Annotated in this window: 19 protein-coding genes; 13 read left to right on the top strand and 6 right to left on the bottom strand. The window is 64.0% G+C overall.

Annotated elements, in window-relative coordinates; translation table 11 throughout:
* Positions 1–1,824 (top strand): phosphoribosylformylglycinamidine synthase subunit PurQ (locus QZ307_RS04700; RefSeq protein WP_295996572.1); only part of this gene is annotated, 1,824 nt, incomplete at its 5' end.
* 135 nt (positions 1,825–1,959) lie between these two features.
* Here QZ307_RS04700 and QZ307_RS04695 read toward each other — a convergent pair.
* The 3 genes from QZ307_RS04695 to QZ307_RS04685 all read right to left on the bottom strand — a co-directional run bounded on the left by QZ307_RS04695 (position 1,960) and on the right by QZ307_RS04685 (position 4,483).
* The gene (locus QZ307_RS04695) at positions 1,960–2,940 is read right to left on the bottom strand and encodes a hypothetical protein (RefSeq protein WP_295996569.1); all 981 of its coding nucleotides are present in this window, start codon (positions 2,938–2,940) and stop codon (positions 1,960–1,962) included.
* Between the two features lie 359 nt (positions 2,941–3,299).
* Complete coding sequence (locus QZ307_RS04690) at positions 3,300–3,758, bottom strand: hypothetical protein (protein WP_295996566.1); 459 nt, start codon at positions 3,756–3,758, stop codon at positions 3,300–3,302.
* A gap of 11 nt (positions 3,759–3,769) precedes the next feature.
* Positions 3,770–4,483 (bottom strand): hypothetical protein, encoded by a 714-nt coding sequence (locus tag QZ307_RS04685; RefSeq protein WP_295996562.1) that lies wholly within the window; start codon positions 4,481–4,483, stop codon positions 3,770–3,772.
* A 317-nt stretch (positions 4,484–4,800) separates the two neighbouring features.
* Here QZ307_RS04685 and QZ307_RS04680 point away from each other — a divergent pair, with 317 nt between their 5' ends.
* Together QZ307_RS04680 and QZ307_RS04675 are read left to right on the top strand one after the other, a co-directional pair.
* Positions 4,801–5,514, top strand: coding sequence for a response regulator transcription factor (locus tag QZ307_RS04680; RefSeq protein WP_295996560.1), 714 nt, complete (start codon positions 4,801–4,803; stop codon positions 5,512–5,514).
* On the top strand, positions 5,514–6,713 hold the full coding sequence (locus tag QZ307_RS04675; RefSeq protein WP_295996559.1) for a HAMP domain-containing sensor histidine kinase: 1,200 nt from the start codon (positions 5,514–5,516) through the stop codon (positions 6,711–6,713). The genes QZ307_RS04680 and QZ307_RS04675 overlap by 1 nt, the downstream gene beginning before the upstream one ends.
* A gap of 4 nt (positions 6,714–6,717) precedes the next feature.
* Here QZ307_RS04675 and murB read toward each other — a convergent pair whose 3' ends face one another.
* Positions 6,718–7,632: a UDP-N-acetylmuramate dehydrogenase gene (gene murB / locus QZ307_RS04670; RefSeq protein WP_295996557.1), complete on the bottom strand. Its 915-nt coding sequence runs from the start codon at positions 7,630–7,632 to the stop codon at positions 6,718–6,720.
* A 130-nt stretch (positions 7,633–7,762) separates the two neighbouring features.
* On the opposite strand from murB, the gene QZ307_RS04665 reads away from it, so the two are divergent.
* From QZ307_RS04665 to QZ307_RS04630, 8 genes are all read left to right on the top strand, one after another.
* Entirely contained in the window at positions 7,763–7,894 is a 132-nt protein-coding gene (locus QZ307_RS04665; RefSeq protein ID WP_295996554.1) for a hypothetical protein, read from the top strand.
* Positions 7,895–7,906: 12 nt separating this feature from the next.
* Positions 7,907–9,445 (top strand): potassium transporter TrkG, encoded by a 1,539-nt coding sequence (locus QZ307_RS04660; protein ID WP_295996552.1) that lies wholly within the window; start codon positions 7,907–7,909, stop codon positions 9,443–9,445.
* Complete coding sequence (locus QZ307_RS04655; protein ID WP_295996550.1) at positions 9,442–10,326, top strand: hypothetical protein; 885 nt, start codon at positions 9,442–9,444, stop codon at positions 10,324–10,326. The genes QZ307_RS04660 and QZ307_RS04655 overlap by 4 nt, the downstream gene beginning before the upstream one ends.
* A complete protein-coding gene (gene rsgA, locus QZ307_RS04650) occupies positions 10,326–11,342 on the top strand; it encodes a ribosome small subunit-dependent GTPase A (RefSeq protein ID WP_295996547.1) in 1,017 nt (338 codons plus the stop codon). The genes QZ307_RS04655 and rsgA overlap by 1 nt, the downstream gene beginning before the upstream one ends.
* A 93-nt stretch (positions 11,343–11,435) precedes the next feature.
* Complete coding sequence (locus QZ307_RS04645; RefSeq protein WP_295996545.1) at positions 11,436–12,797, top strand: glycosyltransferase; 1,362 nt, start codon at positions 11,436–11,438, stop codon at positions 12,795–12,797.
* A 9-nt stretch (positions 12,798–12,806) separates the two neighbouring features.
* Complete coding sequence (locus QZ307_RS04640) at positions 12,807–13,694, top strand: sulfite exporter TauE/SafE family protein (protein WP_366143038.1); 888 nt, start codon at positions 12,807–12,809, stop codon at positions 13,692–13,694.
* A gap of 93 nt (positions 13,695–13,787) precedes the next feature.
* Positions 13,788–15,275, top strand: coding sequence for a histidine kinase (locus tag QZ307_RS04635; protein ID WP_295996537.1), 1,488 nt, complete (start codon positions 13,788–13,790; stop codon positions 15,273–15,275).
* A 93-nt stretch (positions 15,276–15,368) separates the two neighbouring features.
* The gene (locus QZ307_RS04630; protein ID WP_295996535.1) at positions 15,369–16,214 is read left to right on the top strand and encodes a hypothetical protein; all 846 of its coding nucleotides are present in this window, start codon (positions 15,369–15,371) and stop codon (positions 16,212–16,214) included.
* Between the two features lie 71 nt (positions 16,215–16,285).
* On the opposite strand, the gene QZ307_RS04625 is transcribed toward QZ307_RS04630, so the two are convergent.
* A complete protein-coding gene (locus QZ307_RS04625; RefSeq protein ID WP_295996532.1) occupies positions 16,286–17,125 on the bottom strand; it encodes a deoxyribonuclease IV in 840 nt (279 codons plus the stop codon).
* Positions 17,126–17,437: 312 nt separating this feature from the next.
* Between QZ307_RS04625 and QZ307_RS04620 the strand changes: the two genes are divergently transcribed.
* Positions 17,438–19,726, top strand: coding sequence for a serine/threonine-protein kinase (locus QZ307_RS04620; RefSeq protein WP_295996531.1), 2,289 nt, complete (start codon positions 17,438–17,440; stop codon positions 19,724–19,726).
* On the opposite strand, the gene QZ307_RS04615 is transcribed toward QZ307_RS04620, so the two are convergent.
* Positions 19,723–19,917, bottom strand: coding sequence for a DUF6724 family protein (locus tag QZ307_RS04615; protein ID WP_295996528.1), 195 nt, complete (start codon positions 19,915–19,917; stop codon positions 19,723–19,725). The genes QZ307_RS04620 and QZ307_RS04615 overlap by 4 nt on opposite strands.
* Before the next feature lie 203 nt (positions 19,918–20,120).
* Here QZ307_RS04615 and serS point away from each other — a divergent pair, with 203 nt between their 5' ends.
* On the top strand, positions 20,121–21,416 hold the full coding sequence (serS, locus tag QZ307_RS04610) for a serine--tRNA ligase (RefSeq protein WP_295996526.1): 1,296 nt from the start codon (positions 20,121–20,123) through the stop codon (positions 21,414–21,416).
* Positions 21,417–21,517: the final 101 nt, after the last annotated feature.

Here is a 21,517-nt window from a genome sequence, read left to right as displayed (position 1 = left end):
GAGCGCTTCGACTCCACCATCGGCGCGGCCACGGTGCTCATGCCCTTCGGCGGCGCGCGCCAGCTGACCCCGGCCCAGGCCATGGTGGCGAAGCTGCCCGTGTTCGGCGAGACTACCACGGTATCGGGCATGGCCTGGGGCTTCAACCCCTACCTCAGCAGCGCCAACCAGTTCACCGGGGCCTATCTGGCCGTGGTGGAGTCGGTGGCGAAGCTGGTGGCCACGGGCTTCCACCGTACGGATATGTACCTCACGTTCCAGGAGTACTTCGAGAAGCTGCGCCAAGACCCGGAGCGCTGGGCCAAGCCCATGGCGGCGGTGCTTGGCGCGCTTATGGCCCAGGTGGATCTGGGCGTCGGCGCCATCGGCGGCAAGGACTCCATGTCCGGTTCCTTCGAAGAGCTGGATGTGCCGCCCACGCTGGTCAGCTTCGCCACGGCCGTAGGCAAGATGGACCGCATCATCTCGCCGGAGCTGAAGGAGGCGGGCAGCCGCGTTATTGCCATCGCCCCCGCGCTCAAGGCCGACGGCATCACCCCCGAGCCTGAGGCGCTTGCCGCAGCCATGGATCTGGTCGAGTCGCTGATCGGTGCGGGCTCTGTGCGTGCGGCGGCCACCCCGGGCTACGGCTGTGCGGCCGAGGCGCTGTTCAAGATGGGCGTCGGCAACGGCCTGGGCATCGACTTCGATGAAACCTACGACGTGGACGGCCTGTTCACCCCCGCCTACGGCAGCTTCCTTCTGGAGGTGCCGGCGGAAAACGCGCTGCCCCAGGCGCCCGTGGGCGTGACCGTGGCCTCGGTGGGCACCGTCACGGCGGAGTACGTGTGGACGACCGCCGATGACCAGGTAGACCTGCGCAGCCTGCAGGAAGTGTGGGAGCACGCCATGGAGGGCGTCTTCCCCTATCGCACCAGCGCCGAAGAGCGTGCCACGGCCGAGCAGGTGCCGGCCCTCGACTACCTGGGCGCCCCGGCGCCGGCCTATCATGGTCCGGCCCTGCTGGGCGTCGATGCCGGCAAGCCCCGCGTGGTCATCCCCGTGTTCCCGGGCAACAACTGCGAGTACGACTCCGCCGCGGCCTTCAAGCGCGCCGGTGCCGTGCCGACGGTGTACGTGGTGAACAACCTCAGCCCCGAGGCCGTAGCGGAAAGCACCCATGAGCTGGCGCGTCTCATCCGCGAGTCGCAGATGGTCATGATCCCCGGCGGCTTCTCCGGCGGCGACGAGCCCGACGGCTCGGCCAAGTTCATCACCGCGTTCTTCCGCGCCCCCGAGGTCACCGAGGCGGTGCGCGACTTGCTGCAGGCCCGCGACGGCCTCATGCTGGGCATCTGCAACGGTTTCCAGGCCCTGGTGAAGCTGGGTCTTGTGCCCTTCGGCGACATCCGCCCCATGGATGCCGATTGCGCCACGCTTACCTTCAACCACATCGGCCGCCATCAGTCCACCTTGGTGCGCACCCGTGTGGCCAGCACCATGAGCCCCTGGATGGGCAAGATGGCCGTGGGAGACATCCACACCGTGGCCATCAGCCACGGCGAGGGCCGCTTCGTGGCGCCGCAGCCGCTGCTGGATACCATGGTGGCGAACGGCCAGGTGGCCACCCAGTACGTGGATGCCGAGGGCCAGCCTTCCCTGGATTTGTCAGTGAACCCCAACGGCTCCGTGCTGGCCATCGAGGGCATCACCAGTCCCGACGGTCGCGTCCTGGGCAAGATGGGCCACACCGAGCGCAGCGGCAACGGCCTGTACAAGAACGCCTTCGGCAACCGCATGCAGCCCCTCTTCGAAGGCGGCGTCGACTACTTCTCCACGAAGTAACGGCTAAAGCCCGACGGCGAAAAGGGCACCAAGCGAAACGTGGCCCGCAGGCAGCTCCTGCGGGCCACGTTTCATTCAGGGCAAACTCGTCCATGCTTTTGCCAGAAAACGCAAACTGCCTTCGATCAGCTGCTTCTATTCCGCCCCTTTCTCGGGCATCGGAATGAGATTGCCCAGGTAACTGTAGTCATTGTCCATGGAGCTAACTTCGACGGTGTGCAGTACCTCGCAGGTTGCGGGGTCGAGGACGGCCAGCTGGCGGTTGAAGCTGTCGAGAACGTAGAGCTTTCCTCGGGAGACAGCAATTTCAACGGGAGCGAGGGGCACTTCATGGGTGTTGAGGGAGCCGTCGTTCAGGTCGTAGACAGAAATGGCATAGGCGCTGCTGCGGTCGGCGATAACGTCGCAGTAGGAGATATACAGCTTGTTGCCATCGAGGGCAAGGCCGTTGGCGTAGGCGTGGTCTAGGGAAACGGTGGCTAGCTTGCCTGTTGCGGTATCGAATACGCCCAAGGTACTGGTGGTTTTTCCTTCCGAACCGCCCACACGGGTAAAGAAGATGCGGTTGTCCTTCACAAGCGTGCGGTAGATGCCCGATCCGAAGGTGCTGAGGTCGAACGTGTCAAGCAGGTTGAGGTCGTTGTCATAGCAGTACAGCATCCCCTGCTCTTCGACGTTCGTGCTGGAAGGGTCGGGGGAGGCGCTGGAAACCTCGCGGTCTGCGAAGGCCCACACCTTTCCTTCTGTGCAAGTGACGTTGGTGATGATATCTTCGGGTATCTCGATCTTCTTTGTCTCGCCCGTCTGCTTATCGCAGCGAATGAGGGACGCTGCACCGTTGAGGTTGTTGTAGGCGAAGGCAAAGCGATCGGTGGCAGCGCAGCCGGCAAGAACGGATTCGCCGACATCGTGGCGAGTGGTTGTGCCGTTTGCCAGGGAGATTTCAAGAACCTCGTGACCCGCTCCTGTTTTGAAGTCGCCGAAGGGAGCCAGGTAAACGGCATCGCCTACTTGGGAAACGTTGCCCCACACCTGCTCCATCTGCGCTTCTTGAAAGGGCAGCGAGCCGATCTCATTCAGGCCATCATCGTAGAAAATCATGCGGCTCTGCGCCATGTTGCTCTTGGTTTCCGCGACGCTTATCGCGGCTGATTTCAAAGCAGAGGGGTCGATAGCGGGAGCGGTGGCGACGCAGCCGGCTAGGGCTACGACCCCTGTCAGCGCCAGCACAGCTGCGAAAAGAACGATTCCCCGAGAGGTCGCGCGCAAAGCATGTTCGCTCGATGCGGCTGATTCGGTCTTTACCGAAGGCGCGGTTCCGGCTAATTTGCCCATCTGATCCCCTTTGTTTGCGGTTAACGTTTCGACATGTAAGCAGCACTCCAAGGTCTCGAGGTCGCTACGTCTCGAGACCTCGAGAAGCTTCCTCTGTGCCTTCCCAATCCAGCGATCTCGTTTGCGCCTCCGTTGCCCTCCTAGGTGATCATTCGAATGGGCACACTCCCTTGGCGCTGGAATTCAATGAAGGAATCTTCGATGCTTCCGATAAAAAGGGAGCCACGAGATTCGTCGTCGACATAGGCCAGGTGGGCGATACCGACTTTGCTGCCAGCATCGTCGCAGAGGATGTACACGTTGGGGTCGGGTGTTGGCAATGCGGCCCCATGGCAGAGGACCTCCCCTCCTATCGCGGGCGCTCTCCTGACTCCCCAGTTAATGGTGCTCCCATCTTCCTCCTCCCAGAAGGACAGATCATAAGAGCTGTCTGGCATTTTGAGATGGTAAGTGCCCGTCAAGGGGAATCCGTGTCGGGCACCTTCGGCAATGTTGTGTATCTCGATTGCCGATCGCGCACCAATGAGTGCAGTGCATGTCACGACGAGAAGAAGAAGACCGACGGCGACTCTGCCGGCTGCCCTTTTCGCAATAGCCATTTGATGCCTTTCTATACGCGACGAGCATCGAAATCATGGCCGACAATAACAGGAGTGCCGCATTTTCGGGCGTACACTTTCCTCTTGCCTTTTGTATCGGTGTAATAGATAGTGTAAGGAATTGACTTGTATTCGTTGTTGAGCCAAACCTTATAGCGTTTTTTGTCTCCTGGAATATCGACTTCGTATCCTCCGACAGCTGGGCTTCCGCCAAGGAATTTTCCAAACGAGACACCCATGCTTATGGTTCCCCACGGTGCCGGAAAGCCGAAGCTGATTGTTATTTTACTTCCACCTGAAAGTGCAAAATAAATGGTACCCCCAGTACTGAAACTCACCCCCTTTTCTTTTTGTCCGGGGACAAGTCGATAGCCGGAGTTTTTATAGGCGGCTTTTCCGTAAACGGTGGTGTATTTATTCGAGCGACTTTTTGCGCTGAGGGTGCTCGGCGCTTCTCCGTGCTCGTTTTCTAGGAGCGAAATAATCCAAGCTGCCTCAGCTTCGGTCCGTTGAAGGAGAATTTTGTCCTGGTCAGCGTCTGGGAGGGAGGATAGATCCAGTATTGAGTCAGGAGAAGTTAGGGCGATGCGCTCGATCGTCTTTTCGTCTAAAGACCCCGATCCATCGCTCGCGAATGCGAACTCTGGAATTAAAAGGGATGAAGCGCCGATTCCGACAAGACCAATGAGTTCGCGGCGGCTCATCGAATGAGTTTGGTGCATCATTGCATTTCCTTTCACGCGTTCTCTGGGGCGCCCTAAGGAGCTACCTGCAGAAAGCTATTAGATTGCGATCGATGCATCGATAGCGCTTACAGTACAGGGAAAATGCAGAGTTAAGGTGGTGGTGCAACACATTGTGGCATTTGAAGCGCAAATTGTGGCATTTGCTCGTCGCGCTTGGGGCGCTCACGCCTTCCACTGGATGATAGAGGGGATGGGACGTTGGTTCGCTACCTCTTTGCCGATATTGCTAGTGTCTTCCACGCTCCGGGGCCTTCCCCTATAATGACCCCAGGGTTCTGGCTGGTGAGGCGGTGAGTATGGCTCGTATTTTTTACGCCGAAGATGAGCGGGATATTCGAGAATCGGTGGCGGCGTTTCTGCGCTGCGACGGTCATGAGGTGAGCGCCTTTACGACGGGGGATGAGCTGCTGGACGCTTTTGCGGATGCGGAATGCGATCTGGTTTTGCTCGACTTGATGATGCCGGGGACGGACGGCCTGACGGTGCTGCGGCGTCTGCGGCAAACCTCGGCAGTGCCCGTTATCGTGCTCACAGCCAAAAAATCACAGGTAGACTACTTTAACGGTCTGTCGCTCGGGGCCGACGATTATATTGCCAAGCCCTTTAGTCCGTTAGTAGTGTCGGCGAAGATTCATGCCTTACTGCGTCGGGTTCAGCTGGATACGCTTGCTTCCGCCGACGGCGAGGAGGGTCCGACAGTCTGCGGGAATGTTCGGCTCGAAGCGGAAACGCGGTCGGTCGTCGTCAACGGGGAGACGATCAGGCTCTCGCCCCTTGAGTTTCAATTTCTGGGGTTCTTGATGGCCCGCTATGGCGAGGCGGTTGCCAAAGACGAGGTGCTGCGCGCCGTGTGGGGCATCGACGACGGTATCGAGACGCGTGCCGTGGAGGAAACGAATCGCCGGCTGCGTCGCAAGCTCTCTGCGGCGGGGGCAGACGTCTACATCCAGACGGTATGGGGTTATGGCTTCAAGCTTACGACGCTTGAGTCGGAAACGCAGGATGCCTGATGCGCAACCACGGCAATGACAAGCATCGGGCAAACGTTTCGGCGGTACGGGGGCTGTTTCTGGCGGCTCTCGTTGCCGTGCTGGTGCTTCCACTGCTCTTCTGCACGGTGCAGCTGTGGCGCATTGGTGATGGGGCCCAAGAGTCTTTGAATCGGCTCATGCATCTCGATGAGTCGGCGACGGAAAGTCCGGTGCCAGAGGGATTTTATCTTCTGCCCGAGGAAAGTGGCGAAGAGTTCCTCCTTCCTGCAGAGCAGGCGCTTCTCGATTACTGCGAGGAGCACCGCAACGAGCTCTCGCAACGAACGGTGTATCTGCTGGTTCGCTCGAACGCGGTGGTATTCTACTGTATTGTTCCCGATTCCGGTTACGAAGATAGCGAGTTGGGTGAGGTGGTGCTGTTCTCGAACGTCACATTCGAGGTACGTACGGTAGTGATGGCTACCGTGGTGCTGATGGGCGCCGCTGCCGTGGTTGTGCTGCTGATGGCAGGCTTGCGCCGTCGTGCCCTACGTGCCCTAGACGCCAAAGATCAAGCACTTGATGATTTCTTCGCGAATGCCTCCCATGAGTTAAAGACGCCTCTGACTTCGATTATGGCCTATGCCGAGGGGGCTCAGCAGGGAGTTATCGACCCGCGCGACAGCTGCGAAGTGGTGGCGCGCGAAGCCGAGCGCATGGCACATACGGTGGAGTCGGTTCTGGATCTGAGCCGATTGGACGCTCGGGCCGTGCGCCCTGAGGTTCGCCGTATCGACCTGCGCGAAGTTATGTACGACTGCGCAGTGGCGTTGGAGCCCATGGCCGCGTTGCGTGACGTTGCGGTGGAAGTGGAGGCGCCCGACCCAGTGGTGGGCAGCTTCGACGAGGATATGTTGACGGTAGCCCTGGGCAACGTGCTGACAAACGCGCTGCGCTATGCGCAGTCGCGGGTAGCGGTAGGGCTGAGGGTCGAGCGGAAGGCGCGTTCCCGTTATCGCGTGGCGGTGGTTTCCGTATTCAACGACGGCGTGCCGATATCGGCTGAGCAGGCACGGGTCATGTTCGAGCGTTTCGCGACGGGCCCTGGCGGCCAGACGGGCATCGGCTTGGCGGTGGCGGCGGGCTATGTGCGGCTGCATGGCGGCACTATCGAGGGCCATCCCTGTGAAAACGGGACGGAAGTGGCGATGATTTTGCCGCTGGAGGGCGCGGTGTAGGCTTCTACGACCACAGTCGCACTTCGGGCTCCAACGGCACGCCGCTGTTGGCGAGGACGCGGGCCTGGACTTCGGCGATGAGGCTGAGGACGTCAGCGGCGGTGGCGTTACCGGTATTCACTACGAAACCGGCGTGTTTGGTGGACACCTGGGCGCCGCCCACGGACAGCCCCTGCAGCCCCGCATCTTGGATAAGTTTCCCGGCGAAGTGGCCCTCGGGGCGCTTGAAGGTGGAGCCGGCGCTGGGCATGTCCAGGGGCTGCTTCTCTTCGCGGCGCTGGGTGAGATCGGCCATGCGCGCGGCGACGGCCTCGGAAGCGTCGGCGCGCAGCTGCAGCGTGGCGGACAGCACCACCATGCCCTCGTGCATCATGCGGCTGGTGCGATAGCCCCAGGCTGCTTCGGGGGCCGCCAGGGTAACGGGCTCGCCCTCGGCCGTCAGGCAGTGTACCTCTACGGCCACGTCGGAGAACTGCCCCTCGTAGGCACCGGCGTTCATGATGGCCGCGCCGCCGATGGTGCCGGGAATACCGCAGGCGAACTCATAGCCGGCCAGGCCTGCGTCGCGGGCGACGGCAGCTACGGCCTCGTTGGTGGCACCGGCCTGGGCGCGCACCAGGCCGCCTGGCAGCACTTCCACCGCGGCGAAGTTCTCGGCCAGCTTCATGGTAACGCCGGGCAGCCCCTCGTCGGGGGCCAGCACGTTGGAGCCCGCCCCCAAAATGCGCAGGGACACCTCGGCTTCGCGGCAGGCGGCCACCACGGCGGCCACCTCGTCTTCGGTGCGGGGCAGCACGAGCCACTGGGCCGGGCCGCCGATGCGGAAGGTGGTGTGGGCGGCCAGCGGCTCGTTGGGCCGCACGGCGCTCTCTCCAACGAGGGCCTGCAGCTGGGCGGTGAAGGCAGTGGCGTCAATCATGGAAGTCCTTTCCGGCGGTGAATGCCCTTCAGCATACCAAGAGGGTAACCGTTGATGACCTGGAACGGGGGATGTACTAGAATACCCCCATGACTTTTTTGCTCACATATGCCACGGGGCGGCGGTAGCCATGGCGCGCCTCCAGCCCGATTTGCGGCCCATCTCGCCGTTGGCTTCTATCGTCCTCATGCTGCTGGCCATCGTCAGCTTCCTTATTGCGCTGTGGATCATCATGGGTCTCGTGCGCATTGTGTTCGGGTAGGCGGCGCGGCGTATGTGGCAGCGATTCACGCTCTATGACCTGCGGGTCATCGGTCATTACCTGGGAACCCTCATTCTGTTCTTCGCCGTGCTCATGGCGGTGCCGTTGGCCACGGCGCTCATCTTCCAAGAGTGGGAGCCCGCGGCCCGCTATTTGCTGGCCATTGGCATTACCATGGTGGCCGGCTGCAGCCTGCGCTTTTTGCGCATCGAGCCCGGGCGCCTCAGCCGTCGTCAGGCCCTGGCGGTAACGGGCTTCGCCTGGGTGGTGCTGGCCTTGTTCGCCTCCATCCCCCTGTACTTCTCGGGGCATTACGTCACTTATCTCGATGCGCTTTTCGATGGCGTATCGGGTCTTACCACCACCGGTGCCAGCCTAGTGGTCGACCTCGACCATCTGTCCTATGCCGACAACATGTTCCGCTTCACCATGCACTTTTTGGGCGGCTTGGGCTTGATCGTGGTGGCCCTGTCTTTTGGCCTGTTCGGCAAAGGCGGTGGCGCGTCGCTGTTCACCTCCGAGGGGCGCAGCGAGCACGTGGTGCCCAATGTGGTGCAAACCACCCAGTTCATCGCCCGCATTACCGTCATCGTGGTGGCTTTGGCCACCATCGTCATCACGGGCATCTGCCTGGTGCTGGGTATGGAGCCGGCGCGCGCCTTCCTCAACGCCCTATGGGTGTCCATCTCGGGCTTTGTGACGGGCGGTTTTACCCCCATGCAGCTGTCTATCATGTACTACCATTCCTTCCCCTTGGAGTTCATCCTCATGGTGCTCATGATTTTGGGCTCCATCAGCTTCGTGGTGCACGCCGAGGTATGGAAGGGGCGCCCGTCCGCGTTCTTCCGCGACTTCGAAACGAAGACCATGATCTTCTGGATTGCGGTTATGACCTTGGTGTTCACCGCCTCCATGGCGTCCAGCACGCTGTTCTCGGACATGCTGGCGCTGCTGCGCCGCGGCCTGTTCATGGTCATCTCCGCCTTCACCACCACGGGCTTCCAAGTGGTCACTGTGAACCAGCTCACCACGGCCACGGCCTTCACCACGGGCGCCTTCCTCACCTTGGCGTTCATTATGGCCGTCGGCGGTGCCGCTGGCTCCACCGCCGGCGGTATCAAGTTCTCGCGCGTGGGCATTATTTTCAAGTCCATCGTGTCCACGGTGAAGGAGGCCCTCGCCCCCGATTCGGCGCGCGTGGTGGTGGCCTACAATCATCTGGGACGTCGCACGCTCACGCCTGAAGTGGTGAAAGAGGCCATGACGGTGTTCATCCTCTTCGTGCTCACCTACGTTATCGGCACGCTTGTGGGCATTGCCCACGGCTTCGAGGCCACCGAGGCTATCTTCGAGTCGGTGGCCATGACCTCCAACGGCGGCATCATCACGGGGCTGGCCACGCCGGGCATGGCCCCGACCCTGGAGCTCTTCTACATCCTGCAGATGTGGGCCGGCCGTCTGGAGTTCGTCACGCTGCTGGCGCTTATCGTGGAAGTGGGCGCGTCGCTCATCCCCCGTCGCACATCCGTGTCGGATAAGAGGCGCTCATGAGGGCGTTTGCTGGTACGGGCGGGAAGGGTCGTGCGTCGCGCGCCCTGCTGGCGGCGTTGGTGGTCCTTGCTCTGACGCTGGGCACGGGCATGCCGGGGGCAAGCGCCTGGGCGGCGAACTTGAACAATCCCGACGTTCCCACCGACGACACCGGCGTGGTGACTCCGGCGGAAGACCAGGATGCTGGCGAGGATGAAGCGGCTGGCGATCAGGGCGATGCCGCGACGGAAGCGGAGGCGCCCGCCGACGCCGACCAGGATGCGTCGACGGCCGGGGAGGGCGAAGGCGAGGCGGTTGATGGCGAGAACTCCGACGACGGCGAGGAGGCGGCGGAAGCGGCCGCCCAGGCCCCGGGCCTGGTGGCCGATCCGGTCTTTGGCACCGAGCGCAACCCGGACAACCTGGTGAACCCGCAGCAAAAGCCCGACAGCTCGTTTATCTACGACACCTCTATTTCGGCGCTGCAAGAGGCCGACTCTTACTTGAACGAGCAGACGGTGCAGGTGTCGGCCGAAGTGGTAGGCGACCGTCTGAAGGCCGAGCTCGATCCGGGCTACTGCTGGATCGTCCTGCAGTCCAACGAAGAGAACTACGCCGAGATCCCGGTGTTCCTCACGCAAGAGTTCACCGAGCTCATCGACACCTATGGCTCCTACGGGCGCAAGGGCACCACCCTGCAAGTGCGCGGCACCTTTCACCTGGCGTGTCCCGAGCACGAGGGCCTGACCGACCTCCACGCCGACACCGTGAGCGTGGTGGAGAAGGGCTCTATCACCCAGCAGGTGCTCGACCCCAAGTCGTTCATTCCCGGCGGCATCTTGGTGCTCATCGGCGGCGTTATGGTGCTTGTATTCCATCGCATGAGGGAGGGGCAGCGCTAATGGCCGACACCTGGCGTTCCGGAGAGGTCATCAAGCTTGATCGCGGCTATCCGCTCGTGCGGTTCGCCGACGGCGAGACGCTGCGGTGCGAGCATGCCACTGCGCTGGTGAAGGGCGAGAACGTGCGCGCGGTTATCGGCGATTGCGTGGAGGTGTCGGTGCCCGATGCCCATGACAAGGGGGTCATCGAGGCCATTGCCCCGCGCACGCGCGAGTTCGTGCGCAAAGACCCCACCGAGCGCGCAGTGCCCCAGGTGCTGGCCGCTAACTTCGAGCGCGTCATTGTGGCCCAGCCGCTTTCCGAGGTGAACCTGCGTCGCCTCGAGCGCGAGTTGGTGCTCGCCTTCGAAACCGGGGCGGCGGTCACGGTGGTGCTGACCAAGGCCGACTTGGCCGAGGACGATGCCGCCACCGAGCAGTTGCTGGAGCGGGTGCGGGCCTTGGCGGGCCCCGACACCGCAGTGCTCGTGGTGTCCGAGCAAGATCCGGCTTCCATCGAGGCGGTGCGCGCCCTTCTGACGCCTGGCACCACCACGGTGCTCATCGGGCGTTCGGGGGTGGGGAAGTCGAGCCTCATCAACATGCTCGTGGGCTCCGAGGTGCTCGATGTGGGCGCGGTGCGCGAGGCCGACGGCAAGGGGCGCCACACCACGGTGAGCCGCGAAATTGTGACCGTGCCCGGCGCGGGGCGCATTGTGGACATGCCCGGCGTTCGCGGCCTGGGTCTGTGGGACGCCGATGCCGGCATCGAGGCCGCGTTCCCCGACATTGCCGCTCTGGCCGAACAGTGCCGCTTTCGCGACTGCCAGCATGGCGGCGAGCCGGGATGCGCCGTGCGCGCTGCCGTGGAAGCGGGGGATCTTTCGGAGGAGCGCCTGGCATCCTATCTGGCTTTGAAGCAGGAAATGGCCACGGTGAAAGAGCGCCGCGAACAGGCGCGCCGCATGAGCAAGGAGCAGCCGCCGGCCAGCAAGCGCGGACGGAAGGGGGCCGCTGCGCGCAAGCGCTCTCGCTGAGGGCACGGTGACGGGCTTCCTGCAAATTCCGTGCAGTAACGCCCTAACCGCTACAATAAGAACGTTCGAGCACGGTATCTCGAAAGGACATTCATGAACCCCGTCGTCATCATCCCCACGTTCATCTATCCGCGCCGTCATCGGGGCGGAGCCGACGTGGTAACGGCCTACGACCACACCACCGCCCCCAATCAGCCGGGCGAGCTGGGCCGCTGCCTGGACTCCCTGCGCAAAGTCGAAGGGCTCGGGCTGGTCATTATTCTGGTTTCGGCCGATGTGTCGCTTGAGGCCCAGGCGGCCGAGAAGGTGCAAGCGGTGGCCGACCAATACCCCGACGTCACCACCTTGGTCATTGGCGCCCCCGAACTGGCTCTGGTCGAGCAGCGCATGGCCCAGCTGAACATCGAGCGCCTCTCCAAGGAAATTGGCCTGCAGGGCTACGGTGCCATCCGTAACCTGGGCCTGGTGGTGGCCAACACCTTGGGCTTCGATGCCGTGGTGTTCCTCGACGACGACGAGGTAGTCGACGACCCCCAGTTCTTGCGCAAGGCCATGTACGGCCTGGGCAAGCTTACGCGCAAGGGCATTCCCATTTTGGCGAAGACGGGCTACTACCTGAACGACAAGGGCTCGTATTTGTCGAAGTGGGAAGATAAATGGTACAACCGCTTCTGGCAGCAGGGCCGCGCCTTCAACCAGTGGATCACCGGGGCTATGCGCGGGCCGCGCCTTTCGCGCTCGAACCACGTGTGCGGCGGTTGCCTGGCCATTCACAAAGAGGCCTACCGACGCTTGGCCTTCGATCCGTGGATTGCCCGCGGCGAAGACTTGGATTACATGCTCAACCTGCGCATGTACGGGTCGGACATCTGGTTCGACAACCAATGGGTGCTGCGTCATTTGCCGCCCTCCTCCACCAGCGAGGGCGATCGTTTCCGCCAGGACATCTTCCGCTGGCTCTACGAGTACCGCAAGCTGGAGTACAGCCGCGCGCTCATCGACTTGCAGCAGGTGAAGCCCGCGTCCCTCGAACCTTATCCCGGGCCCTTCCTGGAGCCGGGCCTGCGCAATCGCATTCGCATTACCGCGTGGCTGCGCAGCTTCGGGCGCCCCGACAAGAAGGCCTATCGCCGCGCCGCCCGGGCGGCCGCCGGCGAGGCCTCGGCCTATGCCGAGTCTCACTGTGCGAAGTACTTCGAGTTCCAGTACGTGTGGCCCGAGGCCATGAGCCGCCTCGAGTCCGACCAGCTGCTCTCCTCGGCGCTCGTGCGCTCCAGCATGCTGCGCGTGCAGCAAGCCGAAGCGGCCGAAGAAGCGCCGGTGGCGCCTGCCGCGGTGGCGGCCCCCGTCGCCCCGGCTCCGACGGCTCAGGACGCGGCGGCCTACAACGCCGTGCCGCGCCCCTCCATCGACGCCGGCATGACCACTGAAATCCGTCTCAACATCGAGGAGTAGCGCAGCGCCGTGGAATCCCTCTTCGTTATGTTCGTCGTTTCGCTGGCGGTTGGCCTGGTCGTAGGCGTGCTGGCCGGGCTTCTGGGCATTGGCGGCGGCATGCTGCTGGTGCCGGCGTTCAAGCTGGGCTACGCCATGGACTCGCTCATGTGCACGGCCACCTCGCTGTTCACTATTATCCCCACCTCGCTTTCGGGGGCGTTTTCCCATATCCGCCATAAAACATGTCTTCCCAAGTTGGGCGTTGCCGCCGGCTTGGGCGGCGCCTGCATGTCGCCGGTGGGCGTCGGGTTGGCGGCCGTGTCGCCCGACTGGTGCGTGATGGGGGCGGCGGCGCTCATCATCGCCTACTCGTCCGTCACCATGTTCCGCAAGGCGCTCGCCGCGCCGAAGCCGGTCAAGGGCGCCTCGCGGGAAGCGACGGCCCTCAGCGCCGAGGAGCTGGCGGCCGCCGAGACGGCGAAGGCCGAGGCGCGGGCGGCCGAGATCGCGGCCGCACAGGCGGCGGCCCCGGCCATCGGGTGGCGCGAGATGGGCATGGGCTTCGCTATCGGCCTGGCGGCCGGCTTGGCCTCGGGCTATGTGGGCGTCGGCGGCGGCTTCATCATGGTGCCGCTGATGATGTCGCTCATTCACGTGCCCATGAAGCTCACCTCGGGCACGTCGCTCATTGCAGTCATGATTTTGGCGGTGCCCGGGGTCATCACCCAGGCCATGCTCGGCAACATCAATTGGATTGCCGGCATTGCGGTGGCCTGTGGCTCCATTCCCGGAGCAACCCTCGGCGCCCGCCTCATTCCCCGGGTACCCGAGCGCACCTTGCGGTTCCTGTTCAGCGGCTTTCTCGTTCTGGCCGCGGTGCTCCTCGTCGTGAACCAGCTGGGCCTTTGGGGCTAGCGGGACCGGGGCTTCCGACGGCCATGGCGGATGCATCTTGGGCGAAAGTTGGCTATACTGACGCAATATCAATGATGAGCAGGAGGGATGCCCATGGGAGCGCGCGAAACTGAGAGCACGTGGACGCGAGGCATCGGCATTCCCAAATTCAACCAGGAAATGCTTGCCGTCACCATTGCGGCCCTGGCGGCTATCACCTTGGTGTGGGCCTTCATGCTGCCCGAGGCGCCGGCCATTGTGCTGGGGGCGGCGGGCACGGTGTTCACGGTGGCCATCGTCGTGGTCATTCGCCTGATGATGGATCCCGATTCCGTGCGCGCCCTGCAATCGGACGCCATGCTGCAAATGGCCAGCTCCATGATCGATGCCATGGGCGAGGGCCTGACTGAGAAAGCCTCGCAGGAAGTGTGCGAGCTGCTGCTGCCCAATACCTCGGCCATTGCCGTGGCGCTGACGAACCGCGACATCGTGCTCGGCTATGCGGGCTATCAGGAAGCCCACAATCCGGCCGGTATTCCCATTCGCACCCAGGCCACCCATGCGGCCATCCGCGGCGGCGAGACCTTGGTGCTGATGACGCCGCAGGAAATCGGCCTGCCCGTTCCCGCCGAGACGAGCCGCATCAAGGCGGCCATCGTCGTGCCTCTGTGGGTGGGCGACCGCGTCGAGGGCACGCTGAAGTTCTACTACCGCAACGCGAACAAGATCACGGAGACCCAGCGCTCCATTGCCCAGGGCTTCGCCCAGCTGCTGGCCACGCAGATGGCCGCCGTGGAAATGGAAACCCAGCGCAAGTTGGCTACCTCCATGGAGCTGAAGATGCTCCAAACTCAGATCAACCCCCATTTCTTGTTCAATACCATCAACACCATCGCCTCGTTCATCCGCACCGATCCTATGAAGGCGCGCACCTTGCTGCGCGAGTTCGCTGTCTTCTACCGCCGCACGCTCGAGGATTCCACCGAGCGCATTTCCCTTGGGCGCGAGCTGGATCAGGTGCAGCGCTACTTCGGTTTCGAGCTGGCGCGCTTTGGCGATGAGCGCTTGGCGCTCGAGGTGAACGCCGCTCCCGAGATCCAGGACATGATGGTACCGCCGTTTTTGGTGCAGCCCTTGGTGGAGAACGCCATCAAGCACGCCATGGCTCCCGAGCGCCAGCTGGTCATCACCATCGACGCCTCGGTGGACGGCGACGACGTCATTATCGTGGTCGGCGACAACGGCGTGGGCATGACCGAGGAAACCTGCGCCAACATCACCCAGGTGGAATCGTCCACGGGGCTGGGCATTGCGGTGAAGAACGTGCACGACCGCATGATCGGCTTCTTCGGCCCGGACGCGCAGATGGTGTACACCAGCGAGCTGGGCGTGGGCACGCAGGTGACGCTGCGCTGCCCCGGCTGCGCACACTGCGAGGCGGCCGAAGTGGCTGTCGCGGATACGGCGGTGGTGGAAGCCGACTTGGCGGCGGAGACGGCGCGCAACGAGGAGACCATGGCCGAGCTCACCGAGCTGGTTGCCCAGGTGTCTTTGGAAGGGGCGGGCGGCGGTTCGGACGAGCCCGCACCGGCCGCTGGCTAGGCGAATCTGGGCTGTTTTTGTATCGACAACCGGTCAGGCGCCGTGTATCATCGCTTATAACTATCGAAGTTCCCGTTCAGGAGTGGTCGTCCCGTGTTTGAATTCCTCTCTTCGCCTTTTGGCCTGGTAGCCGTTGGTCTCGGTGTGCTTGCCGTCGCCGTGTTGGCCCTGTGCTTCTGGATTACCACCCTCGATCGCCGTATGCGCGGCATGGCCGATGGCCTGGAGGCCGAGCGTCGCAAAGTGGCGGAAATGCAAATGGTCATGGGGCGCCGCAACAACGCGGCGCGCAGCTACGGGGGAGGCCGTCCTCGGCCCGCGGCCCCGGCAGGCGAGGCGCCCCGCCCCGCGGCGGCTCCAGCTGCTGGGTCTGCGCCTCAGCGTCCGGCGGCTGCTCGCCCCGCGGCAGCTCCGGCGGGAGTGGCCCAGCCGGGTCCTGCTCCGGCCCCCGCTTCGGGTCCCGCCCCCGCTCCGTCGCCGAACGCCGCCAATCCGCGCCAACCGCAGGGGACTGCGGGTCCTCGCGGGGCCTATGGGGCCCCGGCTCCGCGCCCTGCCACGGCTCCTGGCGTTCCGGCCCGCGAAGACGTGGACGCTTGGGTGCAGGGCTCGGCCCTGGGCCAGCAGCCCATCGTGATTCCCGATAGGAAGATGTCGCGCAAGGCGCGGCGCGAGGCCGAGCGCGCCTTTGCCGCGCGCGCCGCTGCCGAGCTAGAGGCGCGTGCTGCCCGTCGTGCCCAGGAAGCGGCCGCTGTGCAGCGCGCTGCTGCCCAGCCGGGAATGCGCTCGGCCGCGGGGGTGCCCGCCGGCCAGCGCCCCATGGGCGCCACCGTGCGACCGATGCGCGGTACGGCGGTGCCCCGCACGGCTCCGGCCACGGCGGTTCCCACGAATCCCGCAGCCGCCGTGGCTCCCGGCCGCGGCCGCCACGCCCGCTAGCACTTCTGCCCACTGAAAAGGCCTCCCCGTCATGGACGGGGAGGCCTTTTTGTCTGCTGTGGCTGAAAAAGCTATTTGCCTTGGTAGGCCTCTTGGAAGCGGGCGATGTCGCGCTCGTAGATGACCAGCGTGCTTTCGGGCTCTTCCAGATAGAAGGGGACGCCAGCCAGCTTCGGGTGATTGACCAGGGCGGCCAGGGCGTCGAAGCCGATCTTGCCCTCGCCGATGCGCGCATGGCGGTCGACGTGGCTTCCGCGCTCGTGGGTGGCATCGTTCAGGTGAACCGCGCGCAGCTTGTCAAGGCCGATGGTGCGATCGAACTCTTCCAAGACGCCGTTCAGGTCGTTCACGATATCGTAGCCCTCGGCCCACACGGCGGCCGCGTCGAAGCAGACGCCCACGTGGTCGGAAAGATTAACCTGCTTGATAATGGCGGCCAGCTGCTGGAAGTTGCAGCCCACCTGGGTGCCCTCGCCGGCCATGGTGTCCAGCAGCACGGTGACCTTCTGGCTGGGGGTAAGCACCTTGTTCAGCGCGTCGGCCACGTCCTTGATGCCCTCGTCGACGCTAATGTCCAGGCGGCTGCCGGGGCGCACCAGGTACAAACCGCCGTCCACCTCGGCCAGGCGGGCCATATCCTCGGAGTACACCATGAGGGCGAAGTCGCGCTCGTTCATTTTGTCCGTGGCGGGGTCGGTGTCGTAGGGAGCATAGCCTAAAACGTCGTGAAGGCCGTGCTCGGAGGCGTAGGCCTTATAGGCTTCCACGTCCTTCATGTCCAACTTGGCCTGGGCGCCGCCGCGAGGGCTGCGCGTGAAGTACTGGAATGTGTTGGCGTTGATGGAGACGGCTTCCTTGGCCATTTCCAGATAGCCGCGGCGCTTTGAAAGATGACAACCGATGGTAAGCATGAGAGCCTTCCTTCTGAAAGAGTGCGAATGGTGGGGAAGAGCCGCCGGGGCGGGACGTTCCGTCTCTGGATCATAGCGCGGGACGAGAGCGTGGCGCCGTTTGCCGCGCAAAGGTTCGAAAGCCGTTATCGAGGCGTTTCGGCCGCTTGACGGAGCGGGCGCGGCGGGATGCGCTCCTGCGAGGGCGCCTCTGCGTACTTTTGCCGCAGGGCGCCGAAAAGCGGTACGAAAGCTGGCGCAAAGGCGCCGCCGTGCCGTACAATACGAAGGTCTCCCAATGCACCCAAAACCTACCCAGGAGAGTAACGCCCCATGGCATCATCCCAGCTCATTCTCGATCGCTATCGCGTTATCGGCCAGGCCGGCGCCGGCGGCTACGGCACCGTGCAGCATGCCTTCGACACCCACCTCAAACGCGATGTGGCCATTAAGTGCATCACGCTCTCGGAAGACGAGGTAGCCCGGGCGCGCCTTGTTGCCCTCGAAGCGCGCATGGCGGCGGCTTTGGAAGACGAGCAGGACGGGGCTGCCGGCTCGACGGCATCGGGCGCGGCCGTTTCGGCGTCGGAATCGTCCCCCGCTTCCGCTTCGGCGGCTCCGGGCGACTTTCCCGCCGATCCTCTGTTCCTGCAGGTGCGCGATGCGCGCCGCGCCACCCGTGCGCGATCGACAGCCACGTCCGATGAGGTGCCGCCCTGGGAAGATGAGGCGGCCTGGCAGGAGTACCTGGCTCCCTGGGGAGCGAGCACCGAGAACTTCCAGGAGCCCCCTCGTTCGCAGCGCTCGGCGACGCCGACTTCCGAGGAGCTGCCCTACGAGGCCTCGGTGATTGTCGAGGATGCGCCCTGGGAGGGTACGGCGGCCGACGCGCGCTCGGTGCGGGTCGACCACTTGCAGGGCATTCGCGCCTCGCGCACCATCGATCCAGCCGACGAGCTCGACCCCGACGATGTGTTCGAGCACATCCCCGGCCTCCAGGAGGCGCGGTCCGTCGCCCACCTGAACGACGCCAACATCGTCACGGTCTACGACTTCGCCATGGAGGGCTCCACAGCCTATGTGATCATGGAGTACATCGAGGGCAAGACCTTGGCCCAGATCATCGACGAGATCGACGACGGCATTACCCTCGACATGGTGGCCTCGGTGTTCTCCTCGGTGGCCCATGCTTTGGAGGCGGCCCACGGCGAGTCCATGCTGCACTTGGACATCAAGCCGGAAAACGTCATCGTGAACTCCAAGGGCGTCGTCAAGGTAACCGACTTCGGCCTGGCCGCCCTGATGGATGCCAGCGGCTCGGGCACTACCGGCGGCGGCACCATCGGCTACATGCCCCTCGAGCAAATGCGCCAAGAGCCCCTGGACGTGCGCACCGACGAATGGGGCCTGGCCAGCCTGACCTACGAGATGCTCACGGGATCGAACCCGTTTTTCGCTCCCGATTTGGATGCGGCAGAGGAAGCCATCGAGGACGCCGAGCTCGTGCTGCCGTCGCTGTGCTGGGACGAGCTGGCCGAAGAGGCTGACGACATCATGTTCACCGCCCTCGATCCGGAAAAGGACGAGCGCTACGAGTCGGTGGCGGCGTTCTCGGAGGCGCTGCTGCCGCTGCTGGGCAGCACGCGGAAGGGAAAGAAGGCCCTGGCCGACATCGTGAACGGCGTGGGTGAGGACGAGGAAGAAGAGGCGCCCGCGCCTGCGTGCGAGCCGGGAACGCCCCTGGCCGACCGCTTGGGGCCGCGCGGGGCTTCCTGGATCGGGCGCGGTGTTGCGGCCATTGCCGTGGGGCTGCTTACCGCCCTGGGGCTGGCCAACCTGCACGGGTTCGGCGGGGAGCCCCTAGGGCTTCTGGGCAATGCGCCCCTCGTGTTCTGGGTGGTTGTGGCCCTTGGGGCGGCTCTGGCCGCCTTCCGCCCCTCTTGGGGGCTGCTCTTCGGCTACGCTGCTTTCGTGGTGGGGCTCGCTGCCTCGCAAGCGTGGCTGTTGGCCCTGGTCACGGTCCTTATTGTGGGCGGCTGGTGGTATCTCATGGGGCGGCGCGGCATGGCGCCCTCAGTGGTGGTGCTGTTGCAGCCGCTATTCGGTTCCTTCGGCTTCGCGGCCGTGGCTCCGGTGACGGCGGGCGTGTTTTTGCCCGTGGTGGCCTCGGCGCTCTGCGCGGCCTTCGCCTTCGCGCTGGCCGTTATTATGGCCAGCTGCGGTTCGATGGACGTGATGAACTGGGATGCGCTGTGGTGCTTCAGCTTCGGGGCGAACCCGCAGGCCGCTTGCGTGGCGCTGTTGTCTCAGGCCAGCACCTGGGCCCTGGGCCTTTCGTGGGTGGGCGCTGCTGCGGTGTACAGCCTTTGCTGTGTGCGCGGCACGAAGGCGTTCGACCTTGCCGGCGCCGTGGCGGCGGCCGTCGTGCTGCTTTTCGGCGTATGCGCCGCCGCTCACTTAGGGAACTTCGGCGGCTCGTGGCTGCCGGCGCCGGCGGCGTTGCTGGGCGCGCTGGTGCCGGGTGTGCTGGGCATCGTCGCCGCGGTTATGAACATACCCGACCGTGCCCGCTGGGCCGAGGAGGAATGGGATTTCGTGGGAGAGGCAGAACCGGAGGCCTAGGACTCGCTGTCCTCGTCGTCGTCGAACAAGGACCAGTCGTCCTCGGTCTTCTCGTGGTTCTTGTACTGCTTGCGCGTCTTGTGCTCCAGAATAATGCACACGATGATGCTGACCAGCAAGCCGGCGCCCACGAGGATGCCAATGCCCGGCATGGTCTCGAACAAAAAGTGATAGAGCTCTTCGATGTTCATGGTGCTTCCGTTCTAGGGTCAGGCGCTGCTTCGGGCCGCGCCGCTGCGCTTTGCGGTGTGATGGGCACCAGTATACTATGCAACTTCACCGCAAACGCAATCTCCATCTGCGGTTGGTGCGCTATACTAGGGCGGTTAAATCACCGTTGCGCGGCGCAGCGCTTGGCCAAAGCGCCTCGTCGGCACCAAGATAGGAGCGTCCTATGCTAGACATCAAGTTTGTTCGCGAGAACCTCGATGAGGTGGCCGAGACCATGAAGAACCGTCATGCCTCGTTCGACCCCGAGCTGTTCACCAAGCTTGATGAGCAGCGGCGCCAGGTCATCGTCGAGGAAGAGGCCCTGCAGGCCGAGCGCAACAAGCTCTCCAAGGAAATTGGCAAGCTCATGGGTCAGGGCAAGGCCGACGAGGCCAACGCCATCAAGGAAGAAGTGCGCGCCATCAACGAGAAGCTCTCGGCTGCCGCCGACGCGCGCGCCGAGGCTGAAGCGGCCGTGGACGCCCTCATGCTGTCCATTCCCAACCTGGTGGATGCCTCCACCCCCGTGGGCGAGGACGAGGACGACAACCCCGAGGTGCGCCGCTGGGGCACTCCGCGCGATTTCGCCGCCGAGGGCTTCGAGGCCCAGGCTCACTGGGATCTGGGGCCGGCCCTGGGCATCATCGATTTCGAGCGCGGCGTGAAGCTGGCCGAGAGCCGCTTCTACGTGCTGGGCGGCATGGGCGCCCGTCTTGAGCGCGCCCTCATCTCCTTCATGCTCGATCAGCACACCTCTCGCGGCTACAAAGAGTGGTGGGTGCCGGCCATGGCCAACGCCGCCACGCTCACGGGCACGGGCCAGCTGCCGAAGTTCGAGGAGGACCTGTTCCACACCACCGAGGGGCTCTACCTCATCCCCACGGCCGAGGTGCAGCTCACGAACCTCCACGCGGGCGAGGTGCTCGACGCCGACAAGCTGCCGCTGCACTACTGCGCCTTTACCCCCTGCTTTCGCGAGGAGGCCGGCAGCGCCGGTCGCGACACCCGCGGCATCATCCGCGTGCACCAGTTCTCGAAGGTGGAGATGGTGAAGTTCGCTACGCCGGAAACCGGCTTCGACGAGCTGGAATCCATGGTGGAGGACGCCGAGAACATCCTGCAACAGCTGGAGCTGCCCTACCGCGTCATTTCCCTGTGCACCGGCGACATCGGCTTCTCTTCCGCGAAAACCTACGACCTGGAGGTGTGGCTGCCCAGCTACGGCGCCTATAAGGAGATTTCCTCCTGCAGCTGCTGCACCGATTTCCAGGCCCGTCGCGCCGGCATCAAGTACCGCGATCCGGCCAACTTCAAGGGCAGCCGCTTCGTGTACACCCTGAACGGCTCCGGCTTGGCCGTGGGCCGTACCATGGCCGCCGTCATCGAGAACTACCAGAACCCCGACGGTACCATCACGGTGCCGAAGGTGCTCGTGCCCTACATGGGCGGCGTCACGGTGATCGGACCGGAAGAGCTCTAGAGGCACCATGGCTTCCCCATCGCCCGCTTCCGGGCGTCGCAATCCCCGCCGGGCCGCGCAAGCGGCCCGCGTGCCATCCGAGGATCCCCAAGCCAGGGTTG

It is taken from the genome of uncultured Adlercreutzia sp. (assembly GCA_910585575.1).
Lineage (GTDB): Bacteria > Actinomycetota > Coriobacteriia > Coriobacteriales > Eggerthellaceae > Adlercreutzia.
The sequence above is the reverse complement of the archived record's forward strand: the minus strand, read 5'-3'. Positions and strand labels throughout refer to the sequence as shown.